The sequence below is a fragment of the uncultured Pluralibacter sp. genome, assembly GCF_913775985.1.
Classification (GTDB): domain Bacteria; phylum Pseudomonadota; class Gammaproteobacteria; order Enterobacterales; family Enterobacteriaceae; genus Pluralibacter.
In genome coordinates this window covers 22,103-48,695 of the sequence record NZ_CAJYMB010000150.1, presented here as the reverse complement: position 1 = coordinate 48,695, position 26,593 = coordinate 22,103, and the positions used below count along the sequence as shown (strand labels likewise).

Below are 26,593 nucleotides of genomic sequence, written 5' to 3'. Positions count from 1 at the left end.
AAGGCCACACCGGAAAGGGCGTCGTATACGAAACTAAAGACACTGAACACCGCGGGCGGCTTCTCCGCCCGCGGTCAACGCTTATTGATGACTCAGTTTATCCACCCGCTCGAAGGCGCGAACCAGATCCGGCTGCGTGCCGATGACAGAGGCGTCATCTTCCCGACCGCCGGATCCCTTCAGGTGCGTGCCGGTTTCCGCCAGGATCGTGCGCACCTGGCGCGAGTTCAGCAGAATATTTTTCGACTTCGCGTAGCCGGAAAGGCTCGCCGCCGCGCCCGCCACAATTGGGTTTGATGACGATGTCCCCGCAAAATTGGCCCTGTACTGGTTGTGCGGGCCGCCTGCGGTATACAGTTTTTCACCTTTACTGTCTGCTGTGGTGGTGGATACCACGTTCCAGCATCCCCACGACGAGGTAGTCACCCGGGAGCCGTAATTCGAGAAGTCGGCTTTTTTCCCGTCCGCCGAGCAGAAAGCACCGGCATAAATCGCCCCCGAATCGCGCACGGCAGTATTGAATCGACCGCCGTAGAGCGGGCTGTCCAGATTCTCATTGCCGTTACCCGCGGCGATCACGACGATGATGCCTTTGTCGGTTAGCGACTTAATCGCCGAAAACCACGCGGCTTCAATTTCCATAGGCACAAAGCGCTCCCTGCAGACCTCATCATCGGTCTTACAGAACGGGTTCCAGGTATGTAACCCCACCTGCACGACGTCGCCGGCGCGGAGGGTGGCCCCGGCTTTTAACAGCGCTTGCGGATCGTCCATTGCATAACCAAAACGGGCTTTATTGGCAATGCCGGTAATGCCAAAACCGTTGTCTTTACCGGCCATAATGCCGACGCTGCTGGTATCGTGGCCTGCAACCGGCCGTATATAATCACTGAAATCAAAGATGCTGAGCCTGATGCCAAACTTTTGATAGGCTTTGGGAAGATCGACATGCTCCTCATCCCAGCGCCCCGCCTCATTGGAGATAATGGTAATGCCCTGCCCCTGTGCCCCCGGGCGATCTTTTACGTTCTGCCAGTTAATACCGCCGATCGCGAGGCTGCGCAGGTTTTCCGGTGCGGACGGGTTGTCGATCGGCTCGGGCCCCTGCAGGTAGCCCTGAAGCGGGGTAAAGTCTGGCGTAGTGTCGACGGGATCTGCTTCGGCTCTGGCCGATGTTCTCTTGCTGCCCTGCCCGGAATTTGTGCCGTCTCCGTCGTTGCTGTTATCCAGTGACGCCGGTCTGGCCGCCGGATACACCAGCTCAACCTGCGGTAGCTGCGAGATAGTATCCAGTACGTGGTTGATATACTCGGGATCTTTCTGCTTATCGGCCGGCAGATCGATAGCGTAGAAGCGATTTAACCCGTTCGGATCGTCAGCGTCGTCACCGGAACGCGTCTCGGAGAGCGTAAACAGTTTTTTCGGCGATAGCGCATTCCCCTGCGGGTCGGTGATATCGGCGCCAATAACCTTAATTCCCGAACGAGGCTGAGGATAGACTTTCGCATATTTAATGACGATTTGCGGATACTCAACCTGTTGTCCGGCATAATAATCTACCTGCCCGGCAAGCGCGGGCAGAGACGCTGACAGACTGAGCGCCAGCACCAGAGATTTTAATTTCATATTGCTAATATCCTTTTTAACCCTAATGTTTAATTAATGCGTATTACCTGAAGTAAAAAAAGGTAACAAAAGAGACCTGCAGGGTCTTATTACATTAATTATGTTTCAGGTAAAGTAAATTAGCCGCTTTCGCATAGAACAAAAATGACTATGCTTTTATTTTCGTGGCTTTATGTCATTATATTTGAGGCGGATAATGTGAGTGTGCATATCTTAATTACCCGTTAAAAAATCCGGATAACGAATTGTAATAATTAGATTAATCAAGCCCTGCCGCATGACATTGACTGAGCAAAAAAGCATAGATGATTTCGATGTTTGATATACACATCATGATCGTGGAAATAAAATTAAAAAGTAGTCACAAAGGGTACCACCCGCTGTATTTCCGTGCCTTACTACTGTAAAAGCTGGGCAGGTTAATAACAGATGGCAATTTTTCCCCGGACAGATAACGACAGCGAAAAAGAGCAAAGATTATAAACGCGTATTCCGCCAGCTGGCCGACGAATATTCACCGCATACAGCCGAAAGCCAGAGAAATACTGTCAGCGGCAAGCAAATAATGCACCAGCATCATTCACGTCTGTGCCGCCAACACCACGCCAGTCGTTAAGCCAGCATCCCATCAACAATAACCTGCGGCTGCCCCTGCGAGCAGCGCTCAACCCGGGCGCGCACGCCGTAGACCCGGGCCAGGTTTTCAGGGGTGATGACCGCCTGCGGGGAGCCGCTGGCCGCGAGCCGTCCGTCCTTCATCATCAGCACCTGCCCGCCGTGGCGCAGGGCCAGATTGATATCGTGCACCACCATGAGGGTGACCATCCTGCGCGCGCGGGTTTCGCGCTGGATAATGTCCATCACCTGCAGCTGATATTTCAGGTCGAGGGCGCTCAGCGGCTCGTCGAGCAGCAGCAGCGACGGACTGCGGATCAGCGCCTGGGCCAGCCCTACCCGCTGCGCCTGCCCGCCGGAAAGCGCGTCCAGATAGCACATTGCCAGCCCGGCGATATCCAGCGACGCCAGCAGGCTAAGGGCCTGCGCCCGATCCTCCTTCATGCTGCGACCGCCGCTGGCGCGGCGCGCGGCGAGAACCGATTCCAGCACCTGCAGATGGACACCGGAGGGCAGCGTCTGGGGCAGATAGACCACCTCTTTTGCCCTGTCGGCACAGGAGAGGGAAAGCAGATTTTTAGCGTTCAGCCACGCTTCTCCGCGAGCGTTGTTTAGCCCGGCAACGGCGCGCAGCAGCGTGGATTTACCGCAGCCGTTCGGCCCCAGCAGCATCGTCACTTCTCCCGGCTGCAGGCGGGGAAGCGTCAGCGCGTCAATGACGCTGTGCCGCCGGTAGCCGGCGCTGAGATCTTTTATCACTAATCCGGTCATGACAGCTCCCCGCGGCGGCGCATCACGATCGCCAGAAACAGCGGGATCCCCACCAGCGACGTTACTATCCCTACCGGCAGAAGTACGCCCGACAGCAGATTTTTTGAGGCCACCGACGCCAGAGAGAGCAGCAGCCCGCCCGTCAGCAGGCTCCCGGGGAGATAGTATCGGTGGTCCTCGCCCAGCAGCTGGCGCGCCATGTGCGGCGCGACCAGGCCAATAAAGCCGATGGGCCCTACGAAAGCCACCGCCAGCGCGGCGAGCAGACTGATGCGCAGCAGCGCATTGAGCCGCAGCCGCCGGACGTTGACCCCAAAGCTGGCGGCGCGCTCTTCCCCAAGGCGCAGGGCGGTGAGCTGCCAGGCCGAACGCAGCGACCACGGCAGCACGACGCCAAGCGCCGCGCCGAGGATCGCCACCTTATCCCAGGTGGCGCGCGACAGGCTGCCCATCGTCCAGAAAATCAGCCCCTGGAGCGTGTCTTCATCGGCGATAAACTGCATCACCGACACCAGCGCGTTGAAGGTGAAGACCATTGCAATGCCCAGCAGAATAACGCCGGTGCCGCTGACCCGCAGCCCGCGGGCGACGGCGTCAAGCAGCAGAGCGGAGAGCAGCGCAAAGCCGAAGGCATTTGCCGGGATCAGCGCGCTCTGGGGCACGCCCGGCAGGCTCAGCCCCAGTACGATAGCCAGCGCCGCGCCGAAGGCAGCGGCCGACGACACCCCGAGGGTAAACGGGCTGGCAAGGGCGTTGTTGAGGATGGTCTGCATCTCCGCCCCCGCCAGCCCCAGCGCCATGCCCACCAGCAGCGCCAGCAGCGCCGAGGGCAGGCGAATATCCCAGACGATGATGCGCAGCGGGGCGCTAACGCCGTCCGGATGCAGCAGCGTCTGCCCAAGGGTGGCAAGCGTCAGTCCCGACGGGCCGAGCACGAAGTCCAGCAGCAGCGAAGCGGCGATAAGCGCCAGCATCGCCGCCAGGATCGCGCCTTTTTTCAGCTGCGCCTGGCGTAAATCGCGTGCCACAGACTCAGGCGTTGATAAATAATGAGATTCAGACACGGCGTCCTCACTGGGGCGGATTCAGGATGTCGTCAAGCTGACGATCGGAGAGGCTAAGATTGAAAAACTGCCGGTAAAAACCCCGCGTCTCCGCGCGCATATCCACGTCCTTAAAGCGCTCCGGGTAGAGCGTTTTTGCCAGCCATAAAAATTGCAGCGCCTCCTCGCTGGTTTCCCGGCACCACCAGAACATCCCTTTCGGATTGACGTACACCCGATGATGGCGCACGGCATCCACGCTGGCCCACTGGGGCGAGGCGAGGATGCTGTCGGCATCGCGCTTGTTCATCGCCACGATAACCTGCGGATTAGCGGCGATGACCTGCTCTGCCGCCACGTCCCCGGAGCGTCCGGGCCTGCTGTCAAACCAGTGTTCGGCCACGTTAGCGGCCCCGGCCAGGTCCATCCAGTCCTGATTCAGGGACGGGCGACCGGAGGTCATCAGCGGGTTACCCATACTGTGATAGAGCCGGATGCGCCCGGAGGCGGGAAGGCCTTTGAGTCCCCGGGCAACCAGGGCGACATTGCGTTCAAAATAGCGCCGGTAGCGCTGCGCCTTCTGCCGGGCGTCCGGCCCGAGCACGTCGGCCGTTTGCTGCACCCGCTGGACCAGCGCCGCCATAGCGTTGGCCCTGAAGGAGACCACTTTCACGCCGGCCTGGGCCAGCAGCGCCTGCCGGGGAAGTTCAGTGCCGCTATCGGCGACAAACAGCAGATTAGCGCCGAGGGCAATCACCTGCTCGGCGTTCAGCTCGCCGCCGCTGGCGCTGATGGCGGGCACCTGCGCAATACCCGGCACGCTCTGGCGAAAAAGCGGGATCGCTTTTGCAATCATTGAGGTGCCGACGATGCTGTCGCCGTAGCCGAGCATCGCCACTACGGTATTCTGCGCCGGCCACGGCGTCGCAATGCGCACCCCCGGATGGCTGCTTGCGGCCCAAAGACCCGCACACAGCAGCAGCGGCAGCACCGCCGCCAGGCGAAAGATGTTCATCTTGTCTCCATTAAAAATCAAAGGTTACCGAGGCGCGCACTTCCCGGCCGCCGCCGAGGAAGGCGCTCGGTGAGCCGTTATCGCCGTCGGTACCCGACGGAAAAATAGAGGCCCAGTAGTGCTTATCGAAGACGTTGTTCACCACCAGCCGGAGAGTGGTTGGTACGTTGCTCAGCCGGGTGGTGTAGCGGGTACCCAGATCCCAGGTGGTGTAGCTGCTGGCATAGCTGGTGTTGGTATCGTTCGCCGCGCGCCTGCCGGTGTAGTGCACGTTAGCGCTGTACACCAGTTCGGGCATTGCGGGCAGGCTGTACTCGGCAAGCAGGTTGGCCTGCACTTTCGGCACGCCGACCACGCGCTTGTTGCGGGTGGCGCTGCTGGCAGTGTCTTTCAGTTTAGGATCGAGGAAGGTCACGCCGCTGTAGAGGTTCAGGTTCTGCCACGGGTTACCGGTGGCGGTCAACTCCAGGCCGTTATTCACCTGCTTGCCCTGCTCCTGATACACATCGTCAGCGTTGACGTAGGCAAACGGGCGCTTGAGGCGGAACAGGGCCGCGCCGAGGTTCATGCCGCCGACGTCAGATTTAAGGCCGATTTCGTACTGCTTGCTGCGGTAAGGATCGAGCGTCTGGCCGGCATTTTTGATGCTGTCATCGGTGGGGGCGGTGCCGCCCTGCTCCAGCGAGTCGGCGTAGCTGATGTAGGCCAGCGTATTTGGCGTGATTTTATACATCAGGGCGGCGTTCGGGCTGAAGCCGTCTTCGTTGGTTTCACCGGTTTTGCCGCCGTGCTTTGCGTAGTTTTTGGTCTGCAGCCAGCTCTGGCTGAGGAAAAACATCGCTGACCACTGCGAATTAAAGGTAGCGGTATCCCCGACGGTAATGCTCTGCTGGCTGTTGACGCTGGAGCGGTAGCGCGGGCCGCCGGTATGAATTTTACCGTCGCCCTGCTCGCCCATGCGCGAGGGATCGTGGATATTAGTGGTTCCCCAGCTGTAGCTGCCGCCGGCGCGTTTAGCGCTGTACAGCGACCAGACGTAGCCGGTGGTGGAGATCGCCAGATCGTGGCTGACGCTGCCGGTCATCAGGCGGCCGTTAAGCGTTACGGCATTGCTCAGCACCCGAAAACGCCCGGCGGCGGTAGAGTCTTTCATCGAGCGCGTCATATCGCCCTGATTGTTGACGATTTTGCTGCTGACGCTGCGCATGGCGCGATCCGCCTGCTGCCAGCCGACACCGGCATTCATCGACCAGTCATCGTTGAAATAGTGGATCAGGTGGGTGCTGATGGTGTCGGTGGTCAGATCGTTACCGGCGGTTTTCAGCGCCAGGTTTCTGTTTTTCGGGTTCGGCGCGGAGGGCAGCTTAACGTTCGGACCGTAGCTGAAGCTGCCCGGATAGCCCTTTTGCAAAAATTCGTAGTGGCTGGCGTCCAGCTGCAGCTGGGTGCCCGGCTGGATATCCCAGTCGAGCGCCACCGCCGCCAGCTTGCGGCGCAGGGTGCTGCCGTCGACGTTGCCCTCGCCGTCCTGGTTCAGCAGGTTGAGCCGATAGCCGAAGCGGTGCTGGTCATCAAAGTGGCCGCCCAAATCGGCATGGCCGGTCACCGCCCCGCGGCCCTGATAGCCCAGCGATACTTTACGCAGCGTCTGCTCACCAGGCCGTTTGGCGACAAAGTTAAACTGGCCCGCCGGGCTCGCCGGGCCGTACAGCGCGCCGGTAAGGCTGTTCAGCACGTCGAGGCGCTCCAGCATTTCCACCGGAAAGGCGGTGGTGGATACCACGTTCAGGCCGTCGAGCCGGCTGTTGGCCACCACGCTGCCCTGCATGCCGCGGCTCTGCGGACGCCCGACGTCCATTCCGCCGCGGGCCTGCATCTGGGTACTGGGCGAGTATTTCAGCAGTTCGCTGACGCTCTGGGCCTGCTGGTTCTCAATCATCTCTTTGGTGACCGTCGTCGAGGAGTAAGGCGTATCGATCCACGCCTTGTTTCCCAGCGGGCCGACGGTGATATCGTCGGTTTTGAATCCGGCGCCCGCGGCGGCGTCTGTGCTGTCCGCTGCGGGACTGGCCGTGACAACCATTTGCTCTTCAGGCGCGTGCGGCGCTGCCGCCAGCGCATTTTGCAGCACGGCCGGACCCAGAACCGGCAGCAGCGCCGCCAGCGTTGTTTTAATTTTCATCACTCACCAATCGCTATATAAACAAATATATTACGATCGTATTAGCCCTGAAAGCGTTGTCTGAGATCAAAAGAATTTTGTAAGTATTCGTCAGCGGAAGTTTGTATCGTTGGTCGGGCTATCCCGTGCGGTCAGGCTTGCAGAACCAGAGGCTCAAAATTGCGTGGGTATCATCACGTCTGAGCAGTGATAAAGATGCGGTGAATAAAAAACGGGTGGTTAACAGATATTCAATTACTTTAGTTTCTTAAGGCGGCAATGTTACGCGCCCTGCCTGGCTGCACCAGGGTTTACGCGTGGGATCTGCTGTTGGCGCGCGGCCTGCGAATCGGTAGTGCCCCATGAATAAAAAACCGGCAGTGAGAACCCTCCGCTGCCGGCTGTGGACAATGCTCCTTACTTATCCTTTTTCAGCGATTGACGCACCTCGGCGACCTGTTTTTCCGTCACCGCCGGGGCGCTGTTGCTCCAGCCTTGGCGGATAAAGGTGGCGAGCTGCGCGACGTCGTCGTCGCTGAGGCGGCCGGCAAAGCCGGGCATTGCCAGCGCCGACGGCGCTTTTTCGGTAGAGGGCAGCTGGGCCCCGGCCAAAATGGTGTGGATCAGCCCGTCCGGCGCCGCGGCGTTCACCAGGGTTGCCCCGTCGATCTGCGGGAAGATCTTCGGCGCGCCCTGGCCGCTGGCGAAGTGGCAGGCGCCGCAGTTATCGACGTACAGCCGCTCCCCGACGCTGAGCCCCTGCCCCGCCGTCAGGCGGGCCTGCGTCGCCCGGCGGGCGGATTCGTCCCCCCGCTGCAGGGCGGGATTGCCGCCGAGAAACTTGAGATAGGCGGCAATCGCCTGCAGATCGTCGTCGTGCATCCAGGCGCTGCTGTGCTCCACCACCGAGGTCATTTCACCACCGACAGCGGCGCGGTCGTTGCGCCCGGTTTGCAGGTAGTCAACGATCTCCTGCTCATTCCAGCGCGGCAGCCCGCGCAGGGAGGGAACCTCCCAGCCGTTGAGGTTGCCGCTGCTGAGGAACGCCGCATCGCCGCTGTCGAGCGCTTTTTCCTGCATAGCAAAGCCGCGCGGCGTGTGGCAGCTGCCGCAGTGGCCGAGGCCTTCCACAATGTAGGCGCCGCGGTTCACCTGGGCCGACGCGCCCGCGATGGGCTTAAACGGCCCTTCGGCGGTGAAGAACAGATCCCAGAAGCGGATCCCCCAGCGCTGGCTGAAAGGGAAGCTCAGATCGGTCGCCGGCGGCTGCTCGCTGCTGGGCGGAACGCCCTGCATGAAATAGACGTACAGCGCGTGAATATCCTCGTCGCTGATTTTGGCGTAGTCCGGATAGGGCATCGCCGGATAGAGCCGCGTGCCGTCGGGCAGAACACCTTTACGCACCGCGTCAGCAAACTGCGCTTCGCTGTAGCTGCCGATGCCGTGGGTTTTGTCCGGCGTAATGTTGGTGGAGTAAATGGTGCCGAGGTTGGACTCGATGGCCAGCCCGCCGGCGTAGGCCGGTTTTCCGGGGACAGAGTGGCAGGCCATGCAGTCCCCCAGCCGGGAGAGGTATTCTCCCTGCTTAATCAGCGCCGCGTCGTCATCGGCGCGGGCGCAGAACGGCAGGCCGGATGCCAGAAGAACCAGCGCCGCCAGCGCGCGGCGGTTAAATTTCAATACGTTCATCATCTTATACCTGTACCAGCGGGCCGGGATTTTGCAGATAGCGGTCTTTGATCGCCTGCGCCGCCATCAGCGTAATGGCGCCGATGGTGTCGGTGGGGTTAGCCTGGAAATTCTGCGGGAAGGCATTGCCGCCCGGCACGAAGACGTTATGCACGTCCCAGCTCTGCAGGTACTTGTTCAGCGCGGAGGTGCGCGGATCGTCCCCCATGATCGCCCCGCCCACATTGTGGGTGGAAACGTATTTGGTGAGATCGAAATCGGCATCCATCGGCAGGAAGCTCATGCTGTAGCTGTCCGGATTCAGTTCGTTGACGATGTTGCCCACCACGCCTTTCAGATACTGCTGGAGCTTAAGCTCGTTCTGCTTCCAGTTAAAGGTAATGCGCAGCAGCGGCTGGCCGTGCTCGTTGGTGTAGGTCGGATCGAGATCGAGATAAACGTCCCGGTAGGACATGCAGCTGGTGGTGATGCTGACTTTCATCGAATGGCCATACCAGGTTTCCAGTCCCTCTTTCCAGCCCGCGCCCCAGGCGGGGGTGCCTTTCGGCAGCGCGGTGCCGATGGGGGTTCCGGTCGCCTGGGAGCTGTGGATTTTCGCCCCGCCGAGCAGCCCGAGGCCGGGGCCGTCAAAGTTGCCCGGCGAGACGTCGTTAAACATTTGCCCGGTCGGGCCCGCGGCGATAAACGGATTGAAGTGCTTGTCTTTAAAGAACAGCGTCGCGCCGCCGTTGGAGAGAAACGCGTAGTTGCGCCCCACCACGCCCTCTTCGGTGATCGGATTGTAGGGCTGGCCGATGCCGGAGAGCAGCATCAGGTGGACGTTATAGAGCTGGAAGCTGCTCAGCACCACGATTTTTGCCGGCTGGAAGCACTCGTTGCCCTGCTCGTCGATGTAGACAACGCCTTTGGCGGTTTTTTTATCGTCGTGCAGCACCACTTTAATCACGTTGGCGTTCACCTCGTAAGAGAAATTCTCCAGACGTTTCAGGGCGTCCATCACCGCAGTCTGCGGCGAGGCTTTAGAGTAGTTGAGGCACGGGTATTTGCTGCAGTAGCCGCAGTAGTTGCAGGGGGCAATCTGGTTGCCGTAGGGGTTAGTCCAGGCCCGGGAGACCGCGGCCGAAGGGTTCGGGAACGGATGATAGCCGAGCTTTTTCGCCGCCTCGGCAAACATCACGTTATTGAGCGTGTCTTCCAGCGCCGGGAGCGGATAAGGATTCGAGCGCGGCCCTTCGAAGGGATCGCCGCCGGGCAGTATTTTGCCCCGCAGGTTGCCGGTGGTGCCGGACTGGCCGCAAATATGCTCGAACTTGTCGAACCAGGGTTCGATCTCCTCCCAGCTGAAAGGAAAATCCCGCACCCGCATATCATCCTGCAGGATGCCAGGGGCGTAGGCTTCGTCAACGTAGGTTTTCAGCTTGATGTCCGTCGGCGTCGGGCGGATCAGCACGCCGGTCCAGTGCAGCCCGGAGCCGCCCACGCCGCCGCCCGGCACGAACGCGCCCCATTTTCGCGTCGGCAGCGCCGTATCGTTGAGGGTGTAGCGCACGGTGACGGCGGATGCCGCCGGGGTGGTCATCACCCGGTTGCGTACGGCGTAGGCGTATTCATCCGCCGGTTTGGGATAGGCAAAGTCGGCGTAGCTGCGGTCCGGCCCCTTTTCCAGCGCCCGGACGGTAAGCCCCGCCTGCGCCAGCTCGATGCTCATCAGCGACCCGGCCCAGCCGAGTCCGCACACGACGACATCAACGTCCTTTTTGGTAATCTGTGACATGATAATCCTGTTGTAAAACTGACATAACGCAATGCAAATCAGGCGCGCGCGCCCTCAATACTGACCGGCCCCAGCGGATAGGGGATGTTGTGCTGCTTCACCCATTCGAGGTAGCTGGCACGGGCACCGGGAAAGCCAATCGCTATCCAGGCCTTCATGCCTTTGTTGCCGCCGTACATCGGGTCGGCGAGGTAGCCGTGTTTGGTATCGGCGAGCAGCTGGCTGAAGAAGTGCCCGGCCTTCATGCTCTCCTCCCCCAGTTCGCCAAAATCCACCTCGTTCTTTTGCAGCTTCGTCAGCACCTCTTCCTGCTGCGCGTGGCTCAGGCGGTGAAAAGGCTGCTGCAGATGCTGCTGGCACCACTGGTTGGCGAGCGCTATTCCGCGCTGGTAGATTTTTTGCGGATAGAACGGGATCTGGTAGCCCAGCGTCGCGGGCGCGTGGGGATTGAATGGGCCCTGCATGTAAATTTCCTGGCCGTAGTCGCCGTGCATCTGCTGGTCAATAAAGACAGGGACGTTAGTTTCCAGCGCGCCCGGCGCCTTGCCCTTGCCGCCGGCGGGGATCAGGCGGTCGGCGGCGGCAAGAATGAACTGCCATTCCGCGGGGGAGAAAAAAATCGGCCGGTAGTCGGCAAGATCGGGGGCCGCCATTTCTGCGGCCTGGGCGGCGGTAAGCCCTTTGGCAATGAGCGTACTGGCCGGAAGGGCCATTAGCGCACCCAGCAAAAATTTTCGCCGGGAGGTGGGACGTTGAAACGTCATGGGGTGCATTCCTCACAAAGAAGTGACTCAAAAAGGGGTTAACGATAAGAGAATAAATGTTCTGTTTTACAGGGCGCTCCGTTAATTAAACGTTATTTTTTACAGCATTCAGCGCCCGGGTGAAATACAGGTATCCCTTTGTATTATTGGTTGTTTACTCTTAATTTTTTCTCCTGAATAATTCGGGTTATATCAAAGTGCAGTGTGCGAAAATGCCCGGGCAAAATACTTCACCCGGGCTAAAACAATCGCTATACCTTCACGACAATTCGCTCAAAACGTCCGGCGAGCAACGCGTACGCCAGCAGCCCGATCAGGCAGTGCAGCCCGACAAACCACAGGGCGTCCACGAAAGATCCGCTGGTAGCCACCACGTAGCCGATCACCAGCGGCGTCACGATACCGGCAATATTTCCCAGCCCGTTAAAGACTCCCGCGCTGAGCCCCACCATGCCCGCCGGGGCGATATCGGAAATCGTCGCCCAGCCCACGGCGCTGAGGCCCTTGCCGAAGAACGCAATGGCCATAATCGCTATTACCGCCGAATCGGTGCTGACAAAGTTCGCCAGCACCAGCCCCATCGCCATAAACATGCCGAGGGTGTAGGGAATTTTGCGCGCCAGAGAAGGATGGCAGCCCTTTTTAATTAAGAAGTCCGACAGCACGCCGCCGAGGATGCCGCCGGTAAAGCCGCACAGCGCCGGGATCGCCGCGCTGAACCCCGCTACCATAATCGACATGCCGCGCTCTTTGATCAGGTAGATGGGAAACCAGGTGATAAAAAAGTAGGTCAGCGCGGTGATGCAGTACTGCCCGATATAGACCGCCCACAGGCTACGGTGACGAAACAGCTGCAGCAGCTTGTGCCAGGTGAGCGGATCTTTATGCGTTTTGCGGTTCAGCTCCAGATCCACCAGCGCGCCGTTGGCCCGCAGATAGTCCATTTCTGCCGATCCCAGCCGCGCGTGCTGGTGGGGCTCGCGGTAAAAACTGAACCACAGCACCGCCAGCGCGATCCCCAGACCGCCCATGATAAAGAAGACGTGCTGCCAGCCGAAGCGCGCGGTCAGCACCGCCATCAGCGGGGTGAAGATCGCCACCGCCAGATACTGTGCGGAGTTAAACAGCGCCGAGGCGGTACCACGCTCGCGGGTCGGGAACCAGCAGGTGACAATCCGCGAGTTGGCGGGAAACGCCGGTGCTTCAACCATGCCCAGCGCAAAGCGCATCATAAACAGAAACAGCGTGGCGGAGGCGGCCATCAGCCCGAGACTGCTGACCAGGCCCTGCAGCGCGGTACACAGTGACCACAGGATCAGGCTCCAGCCGTACACCCGCCGGGCGCCAAAGGTATCAAGCAGCCAGCCGCCGGGGATCTGCCCCAGGGCGTAGGCCCAGCCGAACGCCGAGAACACCATCCCCAGCTGGATCGGATCGAGGTGGACATCCTGCGCCAGGCTGGTGCCGGCAATCGACAAAATGGCGCGATCCGCATAGTTAATGACCGTGACAATGAAAATCAGCGCCAGGATCGCGTAGCGTAAATGCCCCGGACGGGTGGCGCTTAATGCCGCCTCGCGCGGGGCGGGCACCGCTGTGGACTCTTTGATACTCATGGACACTCCCGTTGCCCCCGGATGCCGGGGCTGGTTGGCAGGAACAGGGGCCCGGCTGTCGGCAGGACACCGGCTGGCAGCTGACGTCACCGCGCGCCGCGGCTGGATCGTTACGCGCGGGCCCTGAAGCGGCCCGCGTCGGGAAGGCTACCCGCGCAGCAGCGCCGGTCGTTTAGGATCGAAACGCCAGTCGGGGATCAGGAACTGCATGGCCACCGCGTCGTTGCGCTGCCCCAGACCGTGGCGCAGGTACAGCTGGTGCGCCTCTTCCAGTCGTGCCTCGTCAAGCTCGACCCCCAGCCCGGCTTTCGCCGGCAGGGTAATCTCCCCGCCTTCAATTGCCAGCGGCTGGCGGGTCAGGCGCTGGCCGTCCTGCCAGATCCAGTGGGTGTCGATGGCGGTGATCTTGCCCGGCGCCGCGGCGGCCACCTGGGTGAACATCGCCAGTGAAATATCAAAGTGGTTGTTGGAGTGCGATCCCCATGTCAGGCCGCGATCCGCGCAGGTCTGCGCCACGCGCACCGAGCCGCGCAGCGACCAGAAGTGCGGATCCGCCAGCGGAATGTCCACCGCGTTAAGCTGCAGCGCGTGCTGCAGCTGCCGCCAGTCGGTGGCAATCATGTTGGTGGCGGTAGGCAGGCCGGTGGCCTGGCGGAACTCGGCCATCACTTCCCGACCGGAAAAGCCCTGCTCGGCACCGCAGGGATCTTCCACGTAGGCCAGAATATCGCCGCGTCCCTTGCACAGCGCGACGGCATCGTCCAGCAGCCAGCCGCCGTTAGGATCGAGGGTGATCCGCGCCTGCGGGAAGCTTTTCGCCAGCCTCTCAACCGCCAGCATCTCCTCTTCGCCGCTGAATACGCCGCCCTTGAGCTTGAAATCCTTAAAGCCGTAGCGCGCATGGGCCGCTTCGGCCAGCCGCACCACCGCCTCCGGCGTCAGCGCCGCCTCGCGGCGCAGCCGCGCCCAGTCGTCATTGCCGCCGTCGCCGGAAAGATAGGGCAGCGTGGTCCTGGCGCGATCGCCGATATAAAACAGGTAGCCCAGCACCGGCACGGAGGTACGCTGAACCCCTTCCCCCAGCAGCGCCGCCAGCGGCACCCCGAGGTACTGGCCCAGCAGATCGAGCAGCGCCGACTCAAGGGCGGTGTAGGCGTGAATGCCGATGCGCAGATCGAAAGTCTGCTCGCCCCGGCCCTCTTCTTTGATGGCGCTCCACTGCTGGTTGAACTGGTTAAGCAGCACGCTGTATTCGCCGATCGGCTGGCCGACAATCAGCGGCCGAGCCGCGTCGAGGGCCTGGCGGATGGCTTCCCCGCCGGGCACTTCTCCGAGCCCGGCATGGCCCGCGCTGTCTTCCAGAATAACCACGTTGCGGGTAAAAAACGGGCCGTGCGCGCCGCTCAGGTTCAGCAGCATGCTGTCGTAGCCCGCTACCGGCACGACCCGGTAGCCGGTCACGACTGGCGTGGTACACGAGGAGATTTTATTCATCGTTCAGCCTTTATATTGTTATTGCGCCGTCGGTTATTGATCGTCTTTCAACGCCGCGGGCAGCAGCTCAGTCGGGAAGTTCTGATAGCAGATCGGGCGCAGGAAGCGCTCGATGGCGCTGTCGCCCACCGAGGTATACAGCGGCGATGAAGTTGAGGGCCACGGACCGCCGTGCACCATCGCCGCCGAGACCGCCACCCCGGTAGGGAAGCCGTTCACCAGCAGCCGCCCCACCATCCGCTCCAGCGTCGGCATGAGGCGTCCGGCCAGCGCCGTATCGCCGTCCGCCAGGTGCAGCGTGGCGGTAAGCTGCCCTTCCAGCGCCCCGGCAACAGCTTCGAGCTGCTGCGCGTCGCGGCAGACCACAATCAGTGACGCCGGGCCAAAGACTTCCTGCTGCAGAACATCAGAGGCCAGAAAATCGTCGGCGCTAATCTGGCACAGCAGCGGCTGCGCCTGGCCGTCGTTGTTCGCCTGCTGGCCGCGCGCCAGCACCTGCACGCCGGGCTGCTGTTCCAGCCGGTCGGCGCCTTCCCGGTAGGCCCGGGCAATACCGCGGGTCAGCAGTGCGCCCGCTGCTTTATCGGCCAGCGCCGCAGAAGCAGCGTTACGGAACGTATCCAGATCGTCGCCGGCGCAGGCGATCACCAGCCCGGGGTTGGTGCAGAACTGGCCGCAGCCGAGGGTCAGCGAGTCAACAAATTCGCCGCCGAGGGCCTGCGCGCGGCGCTGCAGGGCACCCGGCAGCAGGAAAATCGGGTTGATGCAGCTCATTTCGGCGTACACCGGGATCGGCACTTTTCGCTGGCGAGCTATGTCTATCAACGCCATGCCGCCGGCGCGGGATCCGGTAAAACCGACCGCCTGAATGGCCGGGTGCGCCACCAGCGCGCTGCCGGTTTCGCGCTCGCCGTACAGCAGTGAGAAAACACCTTCCGGCAGACCGCTGGCTTCAACGGCGCGGCGGCAGGCGTCGCCCACCAGCTCCGAGGTGCCGGGATGCGCCGGATGCGCCTTAACCACCACCGGACAACCGGCGGCCAGCGCCGAGGCGGTGTCTCCCCCCGCTACCGAGAACGCCAGCGGGAAGTTGCTGGCGCCGAAGACGGCCACCGGGCCGAGCCCGGTTTTTACCAGCCGCAGGTCGTCGCTCTGCTGGCTATCAATCGCCACTCGCTGAAACTCGCCGCGCCTGACCACGGCGGCAAAGCGGCGCAGCTGGCCAACGGTGCGCGCCCGCTCGCCCTGCAGGCGGGCGACGGGCAGCGCGGTTTCCGCGGCAGCGCGTTCAATCAGGGTATCCCCCAGCGCCTCAATATTATCGGCAATCCCGTCCAGCAGGCGGGCGCGGGTCTCCAGCGGCGCGGTGCGGAATGGGTAAAAAGCCTGTGCCGCCAGCCCGGCGGCCTGCGCAACGTCATCGTCATCGCTGATACCGTATTCCGGGAGCAGCGACTCGCCGGTGCGCGGATCGGCGGCCTGAAAATGTCCTGCCTGCCCGCGCTTGCGGCGGCTTCCAAGTAGCATTTCGCCTGTTAAAGTCATTGTGTTCTCCTGATGCTTAAGACTGCGGGCTAAGCTGGCGAATAAGCGCGTCGAGCTGCTCCAGTTCATCTGCTTTCAAATCGGTCAGCGGGGCGCGAACCGGCCCGGCATCCCGGCCCACCAGCTTCGCGCCGGCTTTAACAATGCTCACCGAGTAGCCGGCGCAGCGGTTGCGCAGGGTCAGATAAGGCAGGAAGAAGCTGTCCAGCAGATGGTTAATGGTTGCCGTATCGTTATGCTGCACCGCGCGATAAAAATCCATCGCCGTTTTGGGAATAAAGTTGAAGACCGCCGAGGAGTAAACCGGGACGCCAATCGCATAATAGGCGGCGGCGTAGACTTCAGCAGTGGGCAGACCGCCCAGATAGGTCAGGCGATCCCCCAGCGTGCGGCGGATGCGCACCATATTTTCGATGTTGCCGGTGCCGTCTTTAAAACCGATCAGGTTCGGGCAGCGCTCCGCGACCCGCGCCAGCTGAACATCGTCCAGCTGCGAGTTGGCGCGGTTATAGACGATCACGCCGATATCCACCGACTGGCATACCTGTATAACGTGTTCAGCGATACCTTCCTGACTCGCTTCGGTCAGATAGTGCGGCAGCAGCAGTACCCCGGCAGCGCCCTGGCGCTGTGCCTCACGGGCAAAATCAATAGCCTGGCAGGTCGGCCCCCCTGCTCCGGCGAGGATCGGCACAGTGCCTTCACAGGCATCTACCGCGGTGCGCACGATCTGGCTGTACTCCTGCGCGCCCAGCGAGAAGAACTCGCCGGTGCCGCCCGCGGCAAACAGGGCGCTGGCACCGTAAGGGGCCAGCCACTCAAGGCGCTCGGCATAGCCGCGCGGGTTGAATTTCCCTTCGCGGTCAAAGTCGGTCACCGGGAAGGAGAGCAGTCCCTGAGAGAGGATCTGTTTTAACTCTTGAGGTGTCATCATCGCATTGCACTCGCAGTTACGGCCTTCGACTCACCCGCTGGCGAAAACCATCGTGAATAAAATGTTTCCATGAAGAGTGATTATCGACAGGCAATGATTCACGTCTAATTCAGAAGTTGTATATATTGATTCAATCATTGAATCGTTGTTCTGCCAGTAGGTCTGCGGCGCAGCCCCCGCCGCCGCCGCGCCGAAAGAAAGACGTAAATGTGTGAAGGCGATCGCAGCCGCCGCAGCTTTAACAACAACCGGAGAATGACCCGTGTTTAACGACTTTAAGAAATTGCAGTGCTTTATCGCGCTCGCCGAAGAGCTGCACTTCGCCCGGGCGGCCGAGCGCCTGTTTATGACCCAGCCGCCGCTGAGCCGGCAGATTCGGCTGCTGGAAGAGGCGACAGGCGTGCGCCTGTTCGAGCGCAACAGCCGGCTGGTGCGCCTGACTGAAGCCGGCACGTTTTTCCTGCAGTCGGCGCGCCAGATGGTGGCAATTGCGGAGCAGTCGGTGGATACCGCCAGGCGCATTCAGAGCGGCCACGCCGGACGGGTGACGCTGGGATTCACCGCGGTGTCAGGCTACTACCTCGTGCCCGAGCTGCTGGCGCGGGCGCAGCAGGCGCTGCCCGGCATCGAGATCGTACTCAAGGAGATGGTCACCTCGGAACAGGTCGACGCCCTGCAGAGCGGGGCCCTGGCCCTGGCCCTGATGCGCCCGACCATTGCCGCCCAGCCCGGCCTGATCCACCACCGCTATCACCGCGAGCCGATGCTGCTGGCCCTGCCCGACAGCCACCCGCTGGCGCAGCAGGCACAGATCCTGCCCGAACACCTGCGCCAGCAGCCAATGATCACCTACGCGCCGAACGAGGGCCGCTACTTCTATGAAATGACGCTGGAAATCATGGCGGACGTCTCCCCGCAGCCGATCTTCGTCCAGCACATCAGCCAGACCCATAGCATTATGGCGCTGGTGAGCCGCGGGTTTGGCATGGCGCTGGTGCCGGCTTCGGCCCGCTATCTGGGTATCTCCGGCGTGGCGTTCAGACCGCTGTGGCCCGACGCCAGGCAGGCCGAAACCTGGATTGCCTGGCGGGAACAGGCGGGTTCAGCGGCGGAAGAGAGGCTGCGGGAGTTTATTGTGGGGGAGCTGGGGTAAGGGATAGTGCCGGGAATGAGGGGTTCTTTTCCAACGAGCTCAATCACCAACGTTCATCAGCAAAATATCCACTTCTCTTGCCACTCTGCTGCGGGCCTGCCTGCGCATATGACGCTTGCGCGCTGTTACAGACGGGCGCTCGATATACGCGTTCCTGACATAACGCCAGTAAGCGTCACATTTTCGTAAAACTTGAACTTTTCTAAACAGTTGCCGCAGGGATTTGAGCCACCGGCCTTATTCACATAAAATGAAGCCTCATCTTTGTTGCTGAGCATGTAATTACAAAATAGTAGAAACACAGGCGTCAAACACGCCAGCGCGGACAACATGAAAAAGCCTGGCTGAATCAAAAAACGGCCATCGTACTGAAAATGGAAAACTGATCTGCCAGGGTGTTTCGAGATCGCCACACCAAAAACTAAAACAAAAAAGAAACCAAAACAAAACAAAATCAACATAAATTAAACATAACTACACCACCATTAACCTTCCGGTTTGCATTTAGTGCTGTTTTTTTTTAACCAACATCGCTAATTTCTAAGGAAAAATCCTAAACGCACAGGGAAAATTCTTAGCATTATTCTTTCGATAAAAAAACGCACAATCCATAACCACGACAAATAGAACGCGTTACAGCATTTCTTTCACTGTGAATTTATAGGACTTTTCCATAGTCTTTACGATTGACATGACAGGCTTTACGCATTGAAACATGATGTTTCTAAACTTATTATCCCCTCCATCACATGCGGTGAAATACAGGAAACAGGGAAATAAAAAGGATATGCCATCGCACACCGATAAAAAAATAAAGTGTATGAGTTGCCACTTACACTGCGATCTTCTTGCGCCGCCAACGATAAAAAAAGTAAAGTGCGTTGAGAACCAGTACACCTTATGGCCTGATAATAATTATTATTTAAGGTTAGGAATTCAATTTTTAATCTTGAATTCACACTATAACTTTTCCTATACGGGATTTATTTTTGTTGATTTCTCGTGTCATAACATTCGTTACTTTACTAATAACCAATGGTTGCAGAATTTATCAAAATCAGGGTTAAAGCTAATCCTTGTCACTGATAAAGTGATGGAGCCTTTAGCATTCTACTGGAAAGCGAAATCACATTTAATTTCGACAGTCATCACCAGCAATGATGACTACGCTAAAATTGATAAAATAATCAATTATTGCTTTACCGGCCATCACGATCGTCGCGCTTCCAACACCAAATTTAACGATCTTGAGATAGCTGTACTCGATCTCATGCTGGCTGAAAAGAACATCAAAGAGATGTCCGAAACGCTGCAGATTAATGAAAAAAGAATCTATTATGCAAAGGGTATTTTGCAAAAAAAGATGGGAGGGAGGGGAAAATTAAATACAGTTATCTCCAGTTAGTATCAGTAAGAAATTTATTGCCATACCGCGATAAATCAATGGATATTTATTAATTCAGGAATATAAAGAATGAAAAAAATCGTACTCGCCGGTATCGTCGCCGCTGCATGCCTGTCTGCTAACGCTATTGCTGATGTAACAGCAACCGCTACTGCAACCTGGGATGCCAGCGCAACGAAAGACACCAAAAGCATGCTGGTTGTTACCCCGCTGAAATCGCTGAATTTCCAGTATGCGGAAGGTATCAAAGCGTTTAATACCCAGAAAGGCGCGTTTGATATTACTATCGCAGGCCAGTCTGGCGCGACAGATTTCAAACTGACCTCCCAGATTGTTAACAACACTCTGAGCCGCACCACCGATGCTTCTACCCTTGCGGTGGGCGTGAAGTGGAACGGACAGGCGCTGAGCGAAGCAACGCCGGTCACTATGATCGATACCCAGGGCAACGTATCTGCGGGTCTTGATGCGCTGGCTGTAGCCACCGCTTACGCAGGTGCTGACCGTACCAGCACCCAGGGTAACTTCGATTTCTCCATCGATTCCGCAACTTCAGACGGCAGCACCGCTGCTCAGTTTGAAGATCTGACCGACGGCTACTGGAGCGGCGACGTTCGCGTACAGTTCACCGCCGTGTGGACCACCAGCGCCTAATTCTGCGAAAAACTCCTCCCTCGTAATAAATAAGAGGGCTTCGGCCCTCTTCAAGGAAAGGCTATGAAGTGCAACTCACTGCTGTTCACTCTTTCTCTTTGCGCTGTTTCTCTGTCGGCCCAGGCGATTAACGTAGGTGAAGTCACTTCCATGATGGAGCCCGATAAAAGTAGCCTGGCAAAAGAAATTGCCAACGTCACTGACACCGCGCGCTACGTTAGCGTCACCGTTCAGCGCCTGTCATCCCCTATGGAAGGCGGCATTATTATTCCGATGGAGTCAAAATCAGAGCTGTTATCCACGCCCGCCAGCATGATTTTGCCCGGCAATGCCAAAGATAACTTCCGCTTTTTTTATAAAGGCCCGGAGGATAACAAAGAGCGTTATTACCGCGTATCGTGGACCGATGAGCCGGTGACCGAGTTCGAAGCCAATAAAAGTAAAAAACAGGGTGAAGCAACCACCTCGGCGATTATCAGTACCATTCTGGTGGTCGCACCGCGCCAGGAAAAATTCGATTTTAGCTGGAAGAACGGTGTTGTTACCAATACGGGAAATGCCTCATTCCGCATTATTTCATACGGCCCGTGCAAAGATAAATCAAAGGATTCAGGTGAAGGCTGCCGCGAGCGCTATTATGTGATGCCGGGCGTAAGCGCAAGAATAGTATATACAGACCTCACAAATAAAAAAACCAGAGTCGGCATCTGGCACGGTGAACAGTATATTAATGTAAACTGAGAGCTATTATGGATAATCTGGGCTATGTCAGAGGGACGCTGTTTGCTGGACTATTGCTCTCTATAAATCAGAGTTTACTTGCAAACCCAACAGCACCAGTAAAAGTGAATAATTATGTTATTCCTGCGGTCTTCGCTAATGCTTTGTATCAGGGGATGACCGTGCCTATTTTTATTCGTTACGCGGGCGACACCAATACTCAACGAAGCAACCAGAAAATCGCCGAGGCGATACTGACGATCAAAGATAATGAATTTGCAATTCAGCAGGTCACGCTGAGCGACCTTCCCGATCGCACCGAGCTGTCGCCAAAGATTAAAGCCATGATCGCTGGTCTGCAGAATAAAAGTATCGGCGACGGCAAGCGTATTATCCTCAATAAGGACGCCTCCCTGTCTCTGGAGACGCGCTCCTTTTATCTTGAGCTGACAGTAAACCGCGAGGCTATGAATGCCGCTATTCTGCCGCGCTCGAATATGCTCGGCGAATCAACCGCAGAGCATTTATCAAGCGTGCTTAACTACACCTTCGGCAGCTACTACAGTCAATACGGCGGCAGCGACAACAGCAGCAGCTACCTGACCCTGGACAACACGCTGTCGCTGCGCGAGCACCACGTCAATCTCAACGGCTCGGTGTACGGCATCGGGACATCCGATCGCGAAAGTAAAGTCTACCGCGCGATGTACGAACGCGACTTTGCCGGACACCGGCTGGCGATGGGCATGGTGGATACGTGGAACCTGCAGTCTATTGCCAGCATGAACGCACTAAATTCCAGCCGCATTTATGGTGCCAGTTACGGAAACAAAAGCAGCACCCAGATTGAAGACAATACCCTGTCGCTGACCCCGGTAACGGTGTTTCTTCCTGCCGCAGGTGAAGTACACGTTTACCGCAACGGCAAGCTGCTGAGTATTCAGAATTTCTCAATGGGCAGCTACGAACTTGATACCTCCCGCCTGCCGTTTGGTATTTACGATGTGGATGTGAAAGTGATCATTAACGGCCGCGAGGTCAGCAGCCGCACGGCGAATATCAACAAAACCTTTGCCCGCAAATCCAGCCTGACCGGCAACTTCACCTGGCAGATGTTCGGCGGCAATCTGGAATATGACAGAACGGATTACCGCGATCACAAAAATACCCGCTACGGGAAGAAGAATACCTGGATTGCCGGCGTCTCAGGTGCGACCAGCCAGCCGTGGCTCTCCGGCGTGAACCTGAAATCGACGCTGTACGGTTTTGACAATAATGGCGTTAACGAATCCGAAGTCAGCGTGATTCTCAGCGACGCGTTCAGCTTTAATCAGCAGGCAATGCTCGCCACTGACAGCAGCTGGCAAAGTATTTCTACCGTTAATTACAGCCTGCCAGAGGGTTACGGCAGCCTGTGGGGATCGCGCCAGTACGGGCACGTGGGTAATCGGCTTTCCATGCAGAAAAATGATTATGTATCGATTGGCGCTACCGCCAACTTGCGCAAGGCGGCCTCGTTTCTCGGCAGCCTGTCCGTGAGCCGCACCAATAATAAATATAACGGCAGCACCTACACCAACGTGGACTACAGTCAGTCCCTGCTGGCAAACCGCTACGGATCTGTGGCGCTGCGTACCGGGATCCAGAATTATCAGTATGACGATCGCACCAACTTACGCGACAAATACGTCAACATCGATATTTCCATTCCTTTCGGTACCACGGTCAGCGCCGGTGTCTCAAGTCAGAACGGCGATATGCTGGCAAACCTCAAGGTTCAGAAGCAGTTCGACGACAGCGTCATTACCAGCGCCGGTGCGTCGGTGTCAAAACGCCTTAAGCAAAAAAATAGCGATGACAGCGGCTACAGTTCCGGCGATTTTGCGGCAAATGGCTTCGCCAGCTACGACACCAAATACAATACCGGCACCGTTTCCGCCAGCCGCTCCTCTGACAACAGTTCCAATATCAGCCTCAGCTCCCAGGGCAGCATTGCCTGGACGCAAAAAGATTTCTATGCCAGCAACGGCACGCAGAACGCCGGGCTGGTGGTGAATACCAACTTCAGCGAGAAGGGCAAGATGATGGCGCAGATTAACGGCCAGAGCTACCCGCTGACGGGTAAAAGTAATTTCATCACCCTTCCCCCTTACGCCGAATACAACGTCGAGCTGATGAATGATAAGAACTCTGAGGACAGCGTGGATATCGTTAGCGGACGGCGCAGCAAAGTGGTGCTTTATCCCGGCAACCTCAGCGTAATCAATCCGGAAGTTAAGCAGCTGGTGACGGTGTTTGGTCGCGTCAAGCGCCCTGACGGCAGCTATTACGCCAATACGGACATCCACAACCATATCGGCAAAACCCGCACTGACGATAAAGGCGAGTTCGCGATGGATGTCGATAAGCGCTATCCCGTTATTACCCTGCTGGACAAGAATGGCGGCATTTGCGAAGCGGACCTTAACCTTACCGATGTCAGAGGCGCGGCATGGGTCGGTGAAATTCCATGTCAGATGCAGCAGCAGACCGCATCCCGCACAGGAGATCTTGAGAATGTCTATTAAGAATTTATGTTTGGGTGTTGTGGGTCTGATTGCCGCAGGCCCCGCAATAGCAGTGACATCTACCGTGTCCGGTAGCGGTGAAAATGATTATATGTTCATCGATAATGCCGTAGACAATGAATATTTTATTACCTCAAGTAAATTAGATCCGCGGTTTAGCGGTGCCAATGTATGGATGCATTATAAGAGCAATCAAGTCAGTCTCGGCTACATGGGTTTCGTTGGCTGGACGGGCGTTAATCGTTATTATGATATGTGGATATCAAACTCCTCAATATCCCAGCCTTTTGCTGGAATACGCTGTATGAACAGTGGTTCAACCTGCCCGGCAAGCGGCTATATCGCGGCTGAACATCTTGATCGGGAAGGTTTCTATCATACGATGTCAGGGAATAGCGTATATAACGGTTCTTATGGTTTTGGCTCTCTGAGTCCTACTGCTTACGTCTATTTTCGAAACTTGCCAGTAGGTAATAGTGAAACGTATCAATTAAATCTGTGTACCACGGCTACAGATTATGATTATAAAACAGGCCAGCGCTGTAAAGACCTGCCCAGTGGGGCATCTTGGCGTATCTATAACTTAACGTTGAATAAAATCTCTCACTTAGAATTAAAAAGTACGGGAGCCATGGCAGAAATTTGGGTTGCCAGCGATGGAACACCGAGTATCAGCAGTGGTTCCGATTCCTGTAAAATTGCAATAGTAGATAAAAAAAGTGGACTTTCATGCCGAATGATAGCCTACAACCTAAAAGAGACGAAAGTACTATCTAGCTCTTTGACTATGCAAATGATCATTGATAAAGCCATCCTTGGATTCACTCCTGGTGCGGCAGACATAAAATATAGCGGTGATGGGGTTACCTGGACAAATTTTGGTACATCTAAAGCTTATAGCAGTATTTTTACACCCTCAGGTGAGTACGTTAATATATTTATGTCCAATGATTTCTTCAAAAGTGCCTTGAATGCAGGGACCAATCTAACCAATAAAGATGGAATCTTTACCTTTGCCTTTAAGAATAGCGTGTCACCAGAATCTGGTTTTTATCAGTTTACACCCTCGACAAAATTAAATATCCTTCCGCGCGAGTATGGAATTAGTATCGTTTCCACGGATGGCAGCACAAATCCTAAAGCCTCTGGAAAAATCGGCGAAGATAGCCCCCCTATCGAATTTGACTATAAAGTCACAACGTCTGCTGCCCGCCAGGCCGACAGCATCACGGCCCAGGTTAAAGGGGATAGCGTGACGCTGGCTGGAGTCCCCTATTGCTTATTTAAATCCCCCGACGAGAGCCTTCAGGTCCCTATCCCGGCCTATCTGTCATGGATTTCATCAACGGGTAGTGAAGTGAAAGTGCGCAATAGCTGTAGCGAAGCGCCTGTAGATATGACGGATGCAACCTGGGTTCAAACGGCGTGGAACGCCAGCGTAAACGACGGTTTTTTCTTTACCACCACGTTAAAGCTGCTGTTCCCGATGAACGACCTGCGTTCAAAGCTGTCCGTCAATGATGAAGACTGGATGGGGACAGTCAGCGCCAGCGGTACGGTCGAGGTGACGGCAAAATGGATTGGGGTTGATAAATAGGCACATTCATGAAAATGACAACAGCGGCGCTTTTCACCACCCTCAGTCTCTTTTTCGGGCTGTTTACCAGCCCGGCCAGCGGCGTGTATTTTAATGCAATCGTCTACGATATGGATGCCAGCAAAGATTTTATTGCCCGGCCTATAATAAATGATACCAGCCGCAGTAATTTGTATACCATTTCCGCCTATAAAATTTCTCGCCCGGGTGCAGGGAATGAATCTGCGGTACTGGCCAGTGCTAAAGATCTCATTTGGTCACCGCTTAAATTCACGATCCAGCCCGATGGTAAAGAGTACTTTAAGCTTTATTATCGTGGCCCTTATGATAATATTGAGAGATATTATCGTGTGATTTTCAAGGAATCTCCGATCACGATCTTTCCGTTTCGTCAGGCCCAAAAAAACATGGATATCATTCCCGTTGTTGCCATGAGTACTATCCTTGTGGTTCGGCCTCGAAAAACAGAGCTAAAATATACCATTGATGAAAAGAGTGGCGTAATTAGAAATACGGGAAACACATTTTTCCGGGTAATTTTACAAAAGGGCTGTAACGGCGATGATGAAAGCTCAAAACAGTTCTACATGCTGCCTGGTGAAAGCTGGAAAGGTCCCGAGGCCCAAGGGAACAATAAAAAATATATTGTCGCCCTCGGGCGCTATCATCAATTGGGTTCAGGCTGTTTTGCTAAACCGGTGCAGTAGTATGATTAAAGGTTGTTGAGATAGCCTGTTTGAACATGACTCCACGAAAGAAATTAGGTGAGCGCATCTTTTTTCTTATTGCATCCTGTAGGCGGTAGACATGACGGACTTCACACTGTAAATGCGTGGCAATATCATGATTAGAACACCCCTTTTTCATCAGCCTTAGCGTGTACATTTCGTTATCGCTAAGGGATGGGTAGCTATTCAAGTTAATCTCGAACGTATTAATAGGTTTCTTTTTTGATTTAAAATCCGCGTTTATTAAATCACAACCATTTAACACAGCCCAATTTGCAGCCGCTTTTTTAGCCCAAAAATTAGCCAATGGCAACATGCCATGGCCGGCAATGAGCGTGACATGTAAATTTGTTTTTTTCAGGAAATCAATCCAGTTTTCATTAAGAAAGAAAGCCAGGTGATATATTGATAGATCGACAACAACAATTCCATTTTCATGGTAACAAAAAGAGCGTTTGAATACCAATTCGTTAATCGCCAGCTTGAAATAGTAATTATCATCAGGCCAGACAACTAATTTCTTATCATTGCATTTGAGATCATAAAAAAGCTCACTGTTTGCATAGTCACACGCTAACTCACAGCCAAGACAAGTGAAATCCTTAGAGTTATTACCAATCAATTTAATCTCCCTATATTATTTTATAATACATATGCATCATGCACCAGAAGGCCGTAAGCCTTAATAACCAGAAATCCTAATCAATTAATAAAACCACGTC

At 56.7% G+C, this 26,593-nt stretch carries 21 protein-coding genes; 7 read left to right on the top strand and 14 right to left on the bottom strand.

Annotation, left to right across the window (positions count from 1 at the left end; genetic code table 11):
- Window positions 1-81: 81 nt before the first annotated feature.
- The 12 genes from QZ766_RS20540 to kdgD all read right to left on the bottom strand — a co-directional run bounded on the left by QZ766_RS20540 (window position 82) and on the right by kdgD (window position 17,047).
- Window positions 82-1,626 carry a S8 family serine peptidase gene (locus QZ766_RS20540; protein WP_297206662.1) on the bottom strand — a complete coding sequence of 515 codons (1,545 nt, stop codon included), beginning with the start codon at window positions 1,624-1,626 and terminating at the stop codon, window positions 82-84.
- A gap of 612 nt (window positions 1,627-2,238) precedes the next feature.
- The gene (locus tag QZ766_RS20535; RefSeq protein WP_297206659.1) at window positions 2,239-3,012 is read right to left on the bottom strand and encodes an ABC transporter ATP-binding protein; all 774 of its coding nucleotides are present in this window, start codon (window positions 3,010-3,012) and stop codon (window positions 2,239-2,241) included.
- On the bottom strand, window positions 3,009-4,040 hold the full coding sequence (locus QZ766_RS20530) for an iron ABC transporter permease (protein WP_366509461.1): 1,032 nt from the start codon (window positions 4,038-4,040) through the stop codon (window positions 3,009-3,011). Before QZ766_RS20530 ends, QZ766_RS20535 begins: the two co-directional genes overlap by 4 nt.
- 43 nt (window positions 4,041-4,083) lie before the next feature.
- Complete coding sequence (locus tag QZ766_RS20525) at window positions 4,084-5,070, bottom strand: ABC transporter substrate-binding protein (protein WP_297206656.1); 987 nt, start codon at window positions 5,068-5,070, stop codon at window positions 4,084-4,086.
- 10 nt (window positions 5,071-5,080) lie between these two features.
- Window positions 5,081-7,252 (bottom strand): TonB-dependent receptor, encoded by a 2,172-nt coding sequence (locus QZ766_RS20520; protein ID WP_297206654.1) that lies wholly within the window; start codon window positions 7,250-7,252, stop codon window positions 5,081-5,083.
- 396 nt (window positions 7,253-7,648) lie between these two features.
- Window positions 7,649-8,920 carry a cytochrome c gene (locus QZ766_RS20515; RefSeq protein ID WP_297207236.1) on the bottom strand — a complete coding sequence of 424 codons (1,272 nt, stop codon included), beginning with the start codon at window positions 8,918-8,920 and terminating at the stop codon, window positions 7,649-7,651.
- A gap of 4 nt (window positions 8,921-8,924) precedes the next feature.
- Window positions 8,925-10,694, bottom strand: a complete 1,770-nt coding sequence (locus QZ766_RS20510) for a GMC family oxidoreductase (protein ID WP_297206651.1) — start codon at window positions 10,692-10,694, stop codon at window positions 8,925-8,927.
- Between the two features lie 38 nt (window positions 10,695-10,732).
- Entirely contained in the window at window positions 10,733-11,458 is a 726-nt protein-coding gene (locus QZ766_RS20505; protein WP_297206648.1) for a gluconate 2-dehydrogenase subunit 3 family protein, read from the bottom strand.
- A 251-nt stretch (window positions 11,459-11,709) separates the two neighbouring features.
- The gene (locus QZ766_RS20500; RefSeq protein WP_297206645.1) at window positions 11,710-13,074 is read right to left on the bottom strand and encodes an MFS transporter; all 1,365 of its coding nucleotides are present in this window, start codon (window positions 13,072-13,074) and stop codon (window positions 11,710-11,712) included.
- Between the two features lie 147 nt (window positions 13,075-13,221).
- Entirely contained in the window at window positions 13,222-14,568 is a 1,347-nt protein-coding gene (locus tag QZ766_RS20495; protein ID WP_297206642.1) for an enolase C-terminal domain-like protein, read from the bottom strand.
- Between the two features lie 33 nt (window positions 14,569-14,601).
- Window positions 14,602-16,113, bottom strand: a complete 1,512-nt coding sequence (locus QZ766_RS20490; protein WP_297206639.1) for an aldehyde dehydrogenase (NADP(+)) — start codon at window positions 16,111-16,113, stop codon at window positions 14,602-14,604.
- A 16-nt stretch (window positions 16,114-16,129) separates the two neighbouring features.
- Entirely contained in the window at window positions 16,130-17,047 is a 918-nt protein-coding gene (gene kdgD, locus QZ766_RS20485) for a 5-dehydro-4-deoxyglucarate dehydratase (RefSeq protein ID WP_297206636.1), read from the bottom strand.
- A 262-nt stretch (window positions 17,048-17,309) separates the two neighbouring features.
- Between kdgD and QZ766_RS20480 the strand changes: the two genes are divergently transcribed.
- On the top strand, window positions 17,310-18,200 hold the full coding sequence (locus QZ766_RS20480) for a LysR family transcriptional regulator (RefSeq protein WP_297206634.1): 891 nt from the start codon (window positions 17,310-17,312) through the stop codon (window positions 18,198-18,200).
- Between the two features lie 125 nt (window positions 18,201-18,325).
- Here the strand turns inward: QZ766_RS20480 and QZ766_RS20475 are convergent, their stop codons facing one another.
- On the bottom strand, window positions 18,326-18,661 hold the full coding sequence (locus QZ766_RS20475) for a hypothetical protein (RefSeq protein ID WP_297206631.1): 336 nt from the start codon (window positions 18,659-18,661) through the stop codon (window positions 18,326-18,328).
- Window positions 18,662-18,987: 326 nt separating this feature from the next.
- Between QZ766_RS20475 and QZ766_RS20470 the strand changes: the two genes are divergently transcribed.
- The 6 genes from QZ766_RS20470 to QZ766_RS20445 all read left to right on the top strand — a co-directional run bounded on the left by QZ766_RS20470 (window position 18,988) and on the right by QZ766_RS20445 (window position 25,850).
- Window positions 18,988-19,605 (top strand): hypothetical protein, encoded by a 618-nt coding sequence (locus QZ766_RS20470; protein WP_297206630.1) that lies wholly within the window; start codon window positions 18,988-18,990, stop codon window positions 19,603-19,605.
- 69 nt (window positions 19,606-19,674) lie between these two features.
- Window positions 19,675-20,259, top strand: coding sequence for a common pilus major fimbrillin subunit EcpA (locus tag QZ766_RS20465; RefSeq protein ID WP_297206628.1), 585 nt, complete (start codon window positions 19,675-19,677; stop codon window positions 20,257-20,259).
- 63 nt (window positions 20,260-20,322) lie between these two features.
- A complete protein-coding gene (locus QZ766_RS20460) occupies window positions 20,323-21,000 on the top strand; it encodes a hypothetical protein (protein WP_297206626.1) in 678 nt (225 codons plus the stop codon).
- A gap of 8 nt (window positions 21,001-21,008) precedes the next feature.
- Entirely contained in the window at window positions 21,009-23,546 is a 2,538-nt protein-coding gene (locus QZ766_RS20455; RefSeq protein WP_297206624.1) for a TcfC E-set like domain-containing protein, read from the top strand.
- Complete coding sequence (locus tag QZ766_RS20450; protein WP_297206622.1) at window positions 23,536-25,143, top strand: fimbrial protein; 1,608 nt, start codon at window positions 23,536-23,538, stop codon at window positions 25,141-25,143. Before QZ766_RS20455 ends, QZ766_RS20450 begins: the two co-directional genes overlap by 11 nt.
- 14 nt (window positions 25,144-25,157) lie before the next feature.
- Complete coding sequence (locus QZ766_RS20445) at window positions 25,158-25,850, top strand: molecular chaperone (protein WP_297207233.1); 693 nt, start codon at window positions 25,158-25,160, stop codon at window positions 25,848-25,850.
- On the opposite strand, the gene QZ766_RS20440 is transcribed toward QZ766_RS20445, so the two are convergent.
- Window positions 25,834-26,493 carry a LuxR family transcriptional regulator gene (locus QZ766_RS20440; protein ID WP_297206620.1) on the bottom strand — a complete coding sequence of 220 codons (660 nt, stop codon included), beginning with the start codon at window positions 26,491-26,493 and terminating at the stop codon, window positions 25,834-25,836. The two genes, QZ766_RS20445 and QZ766_RS20440, sit on opposite strands and share 17 nt — an antisense overlap.
- Window positions 26,494-26,593 lie beyond the last annotated feature (100 nt).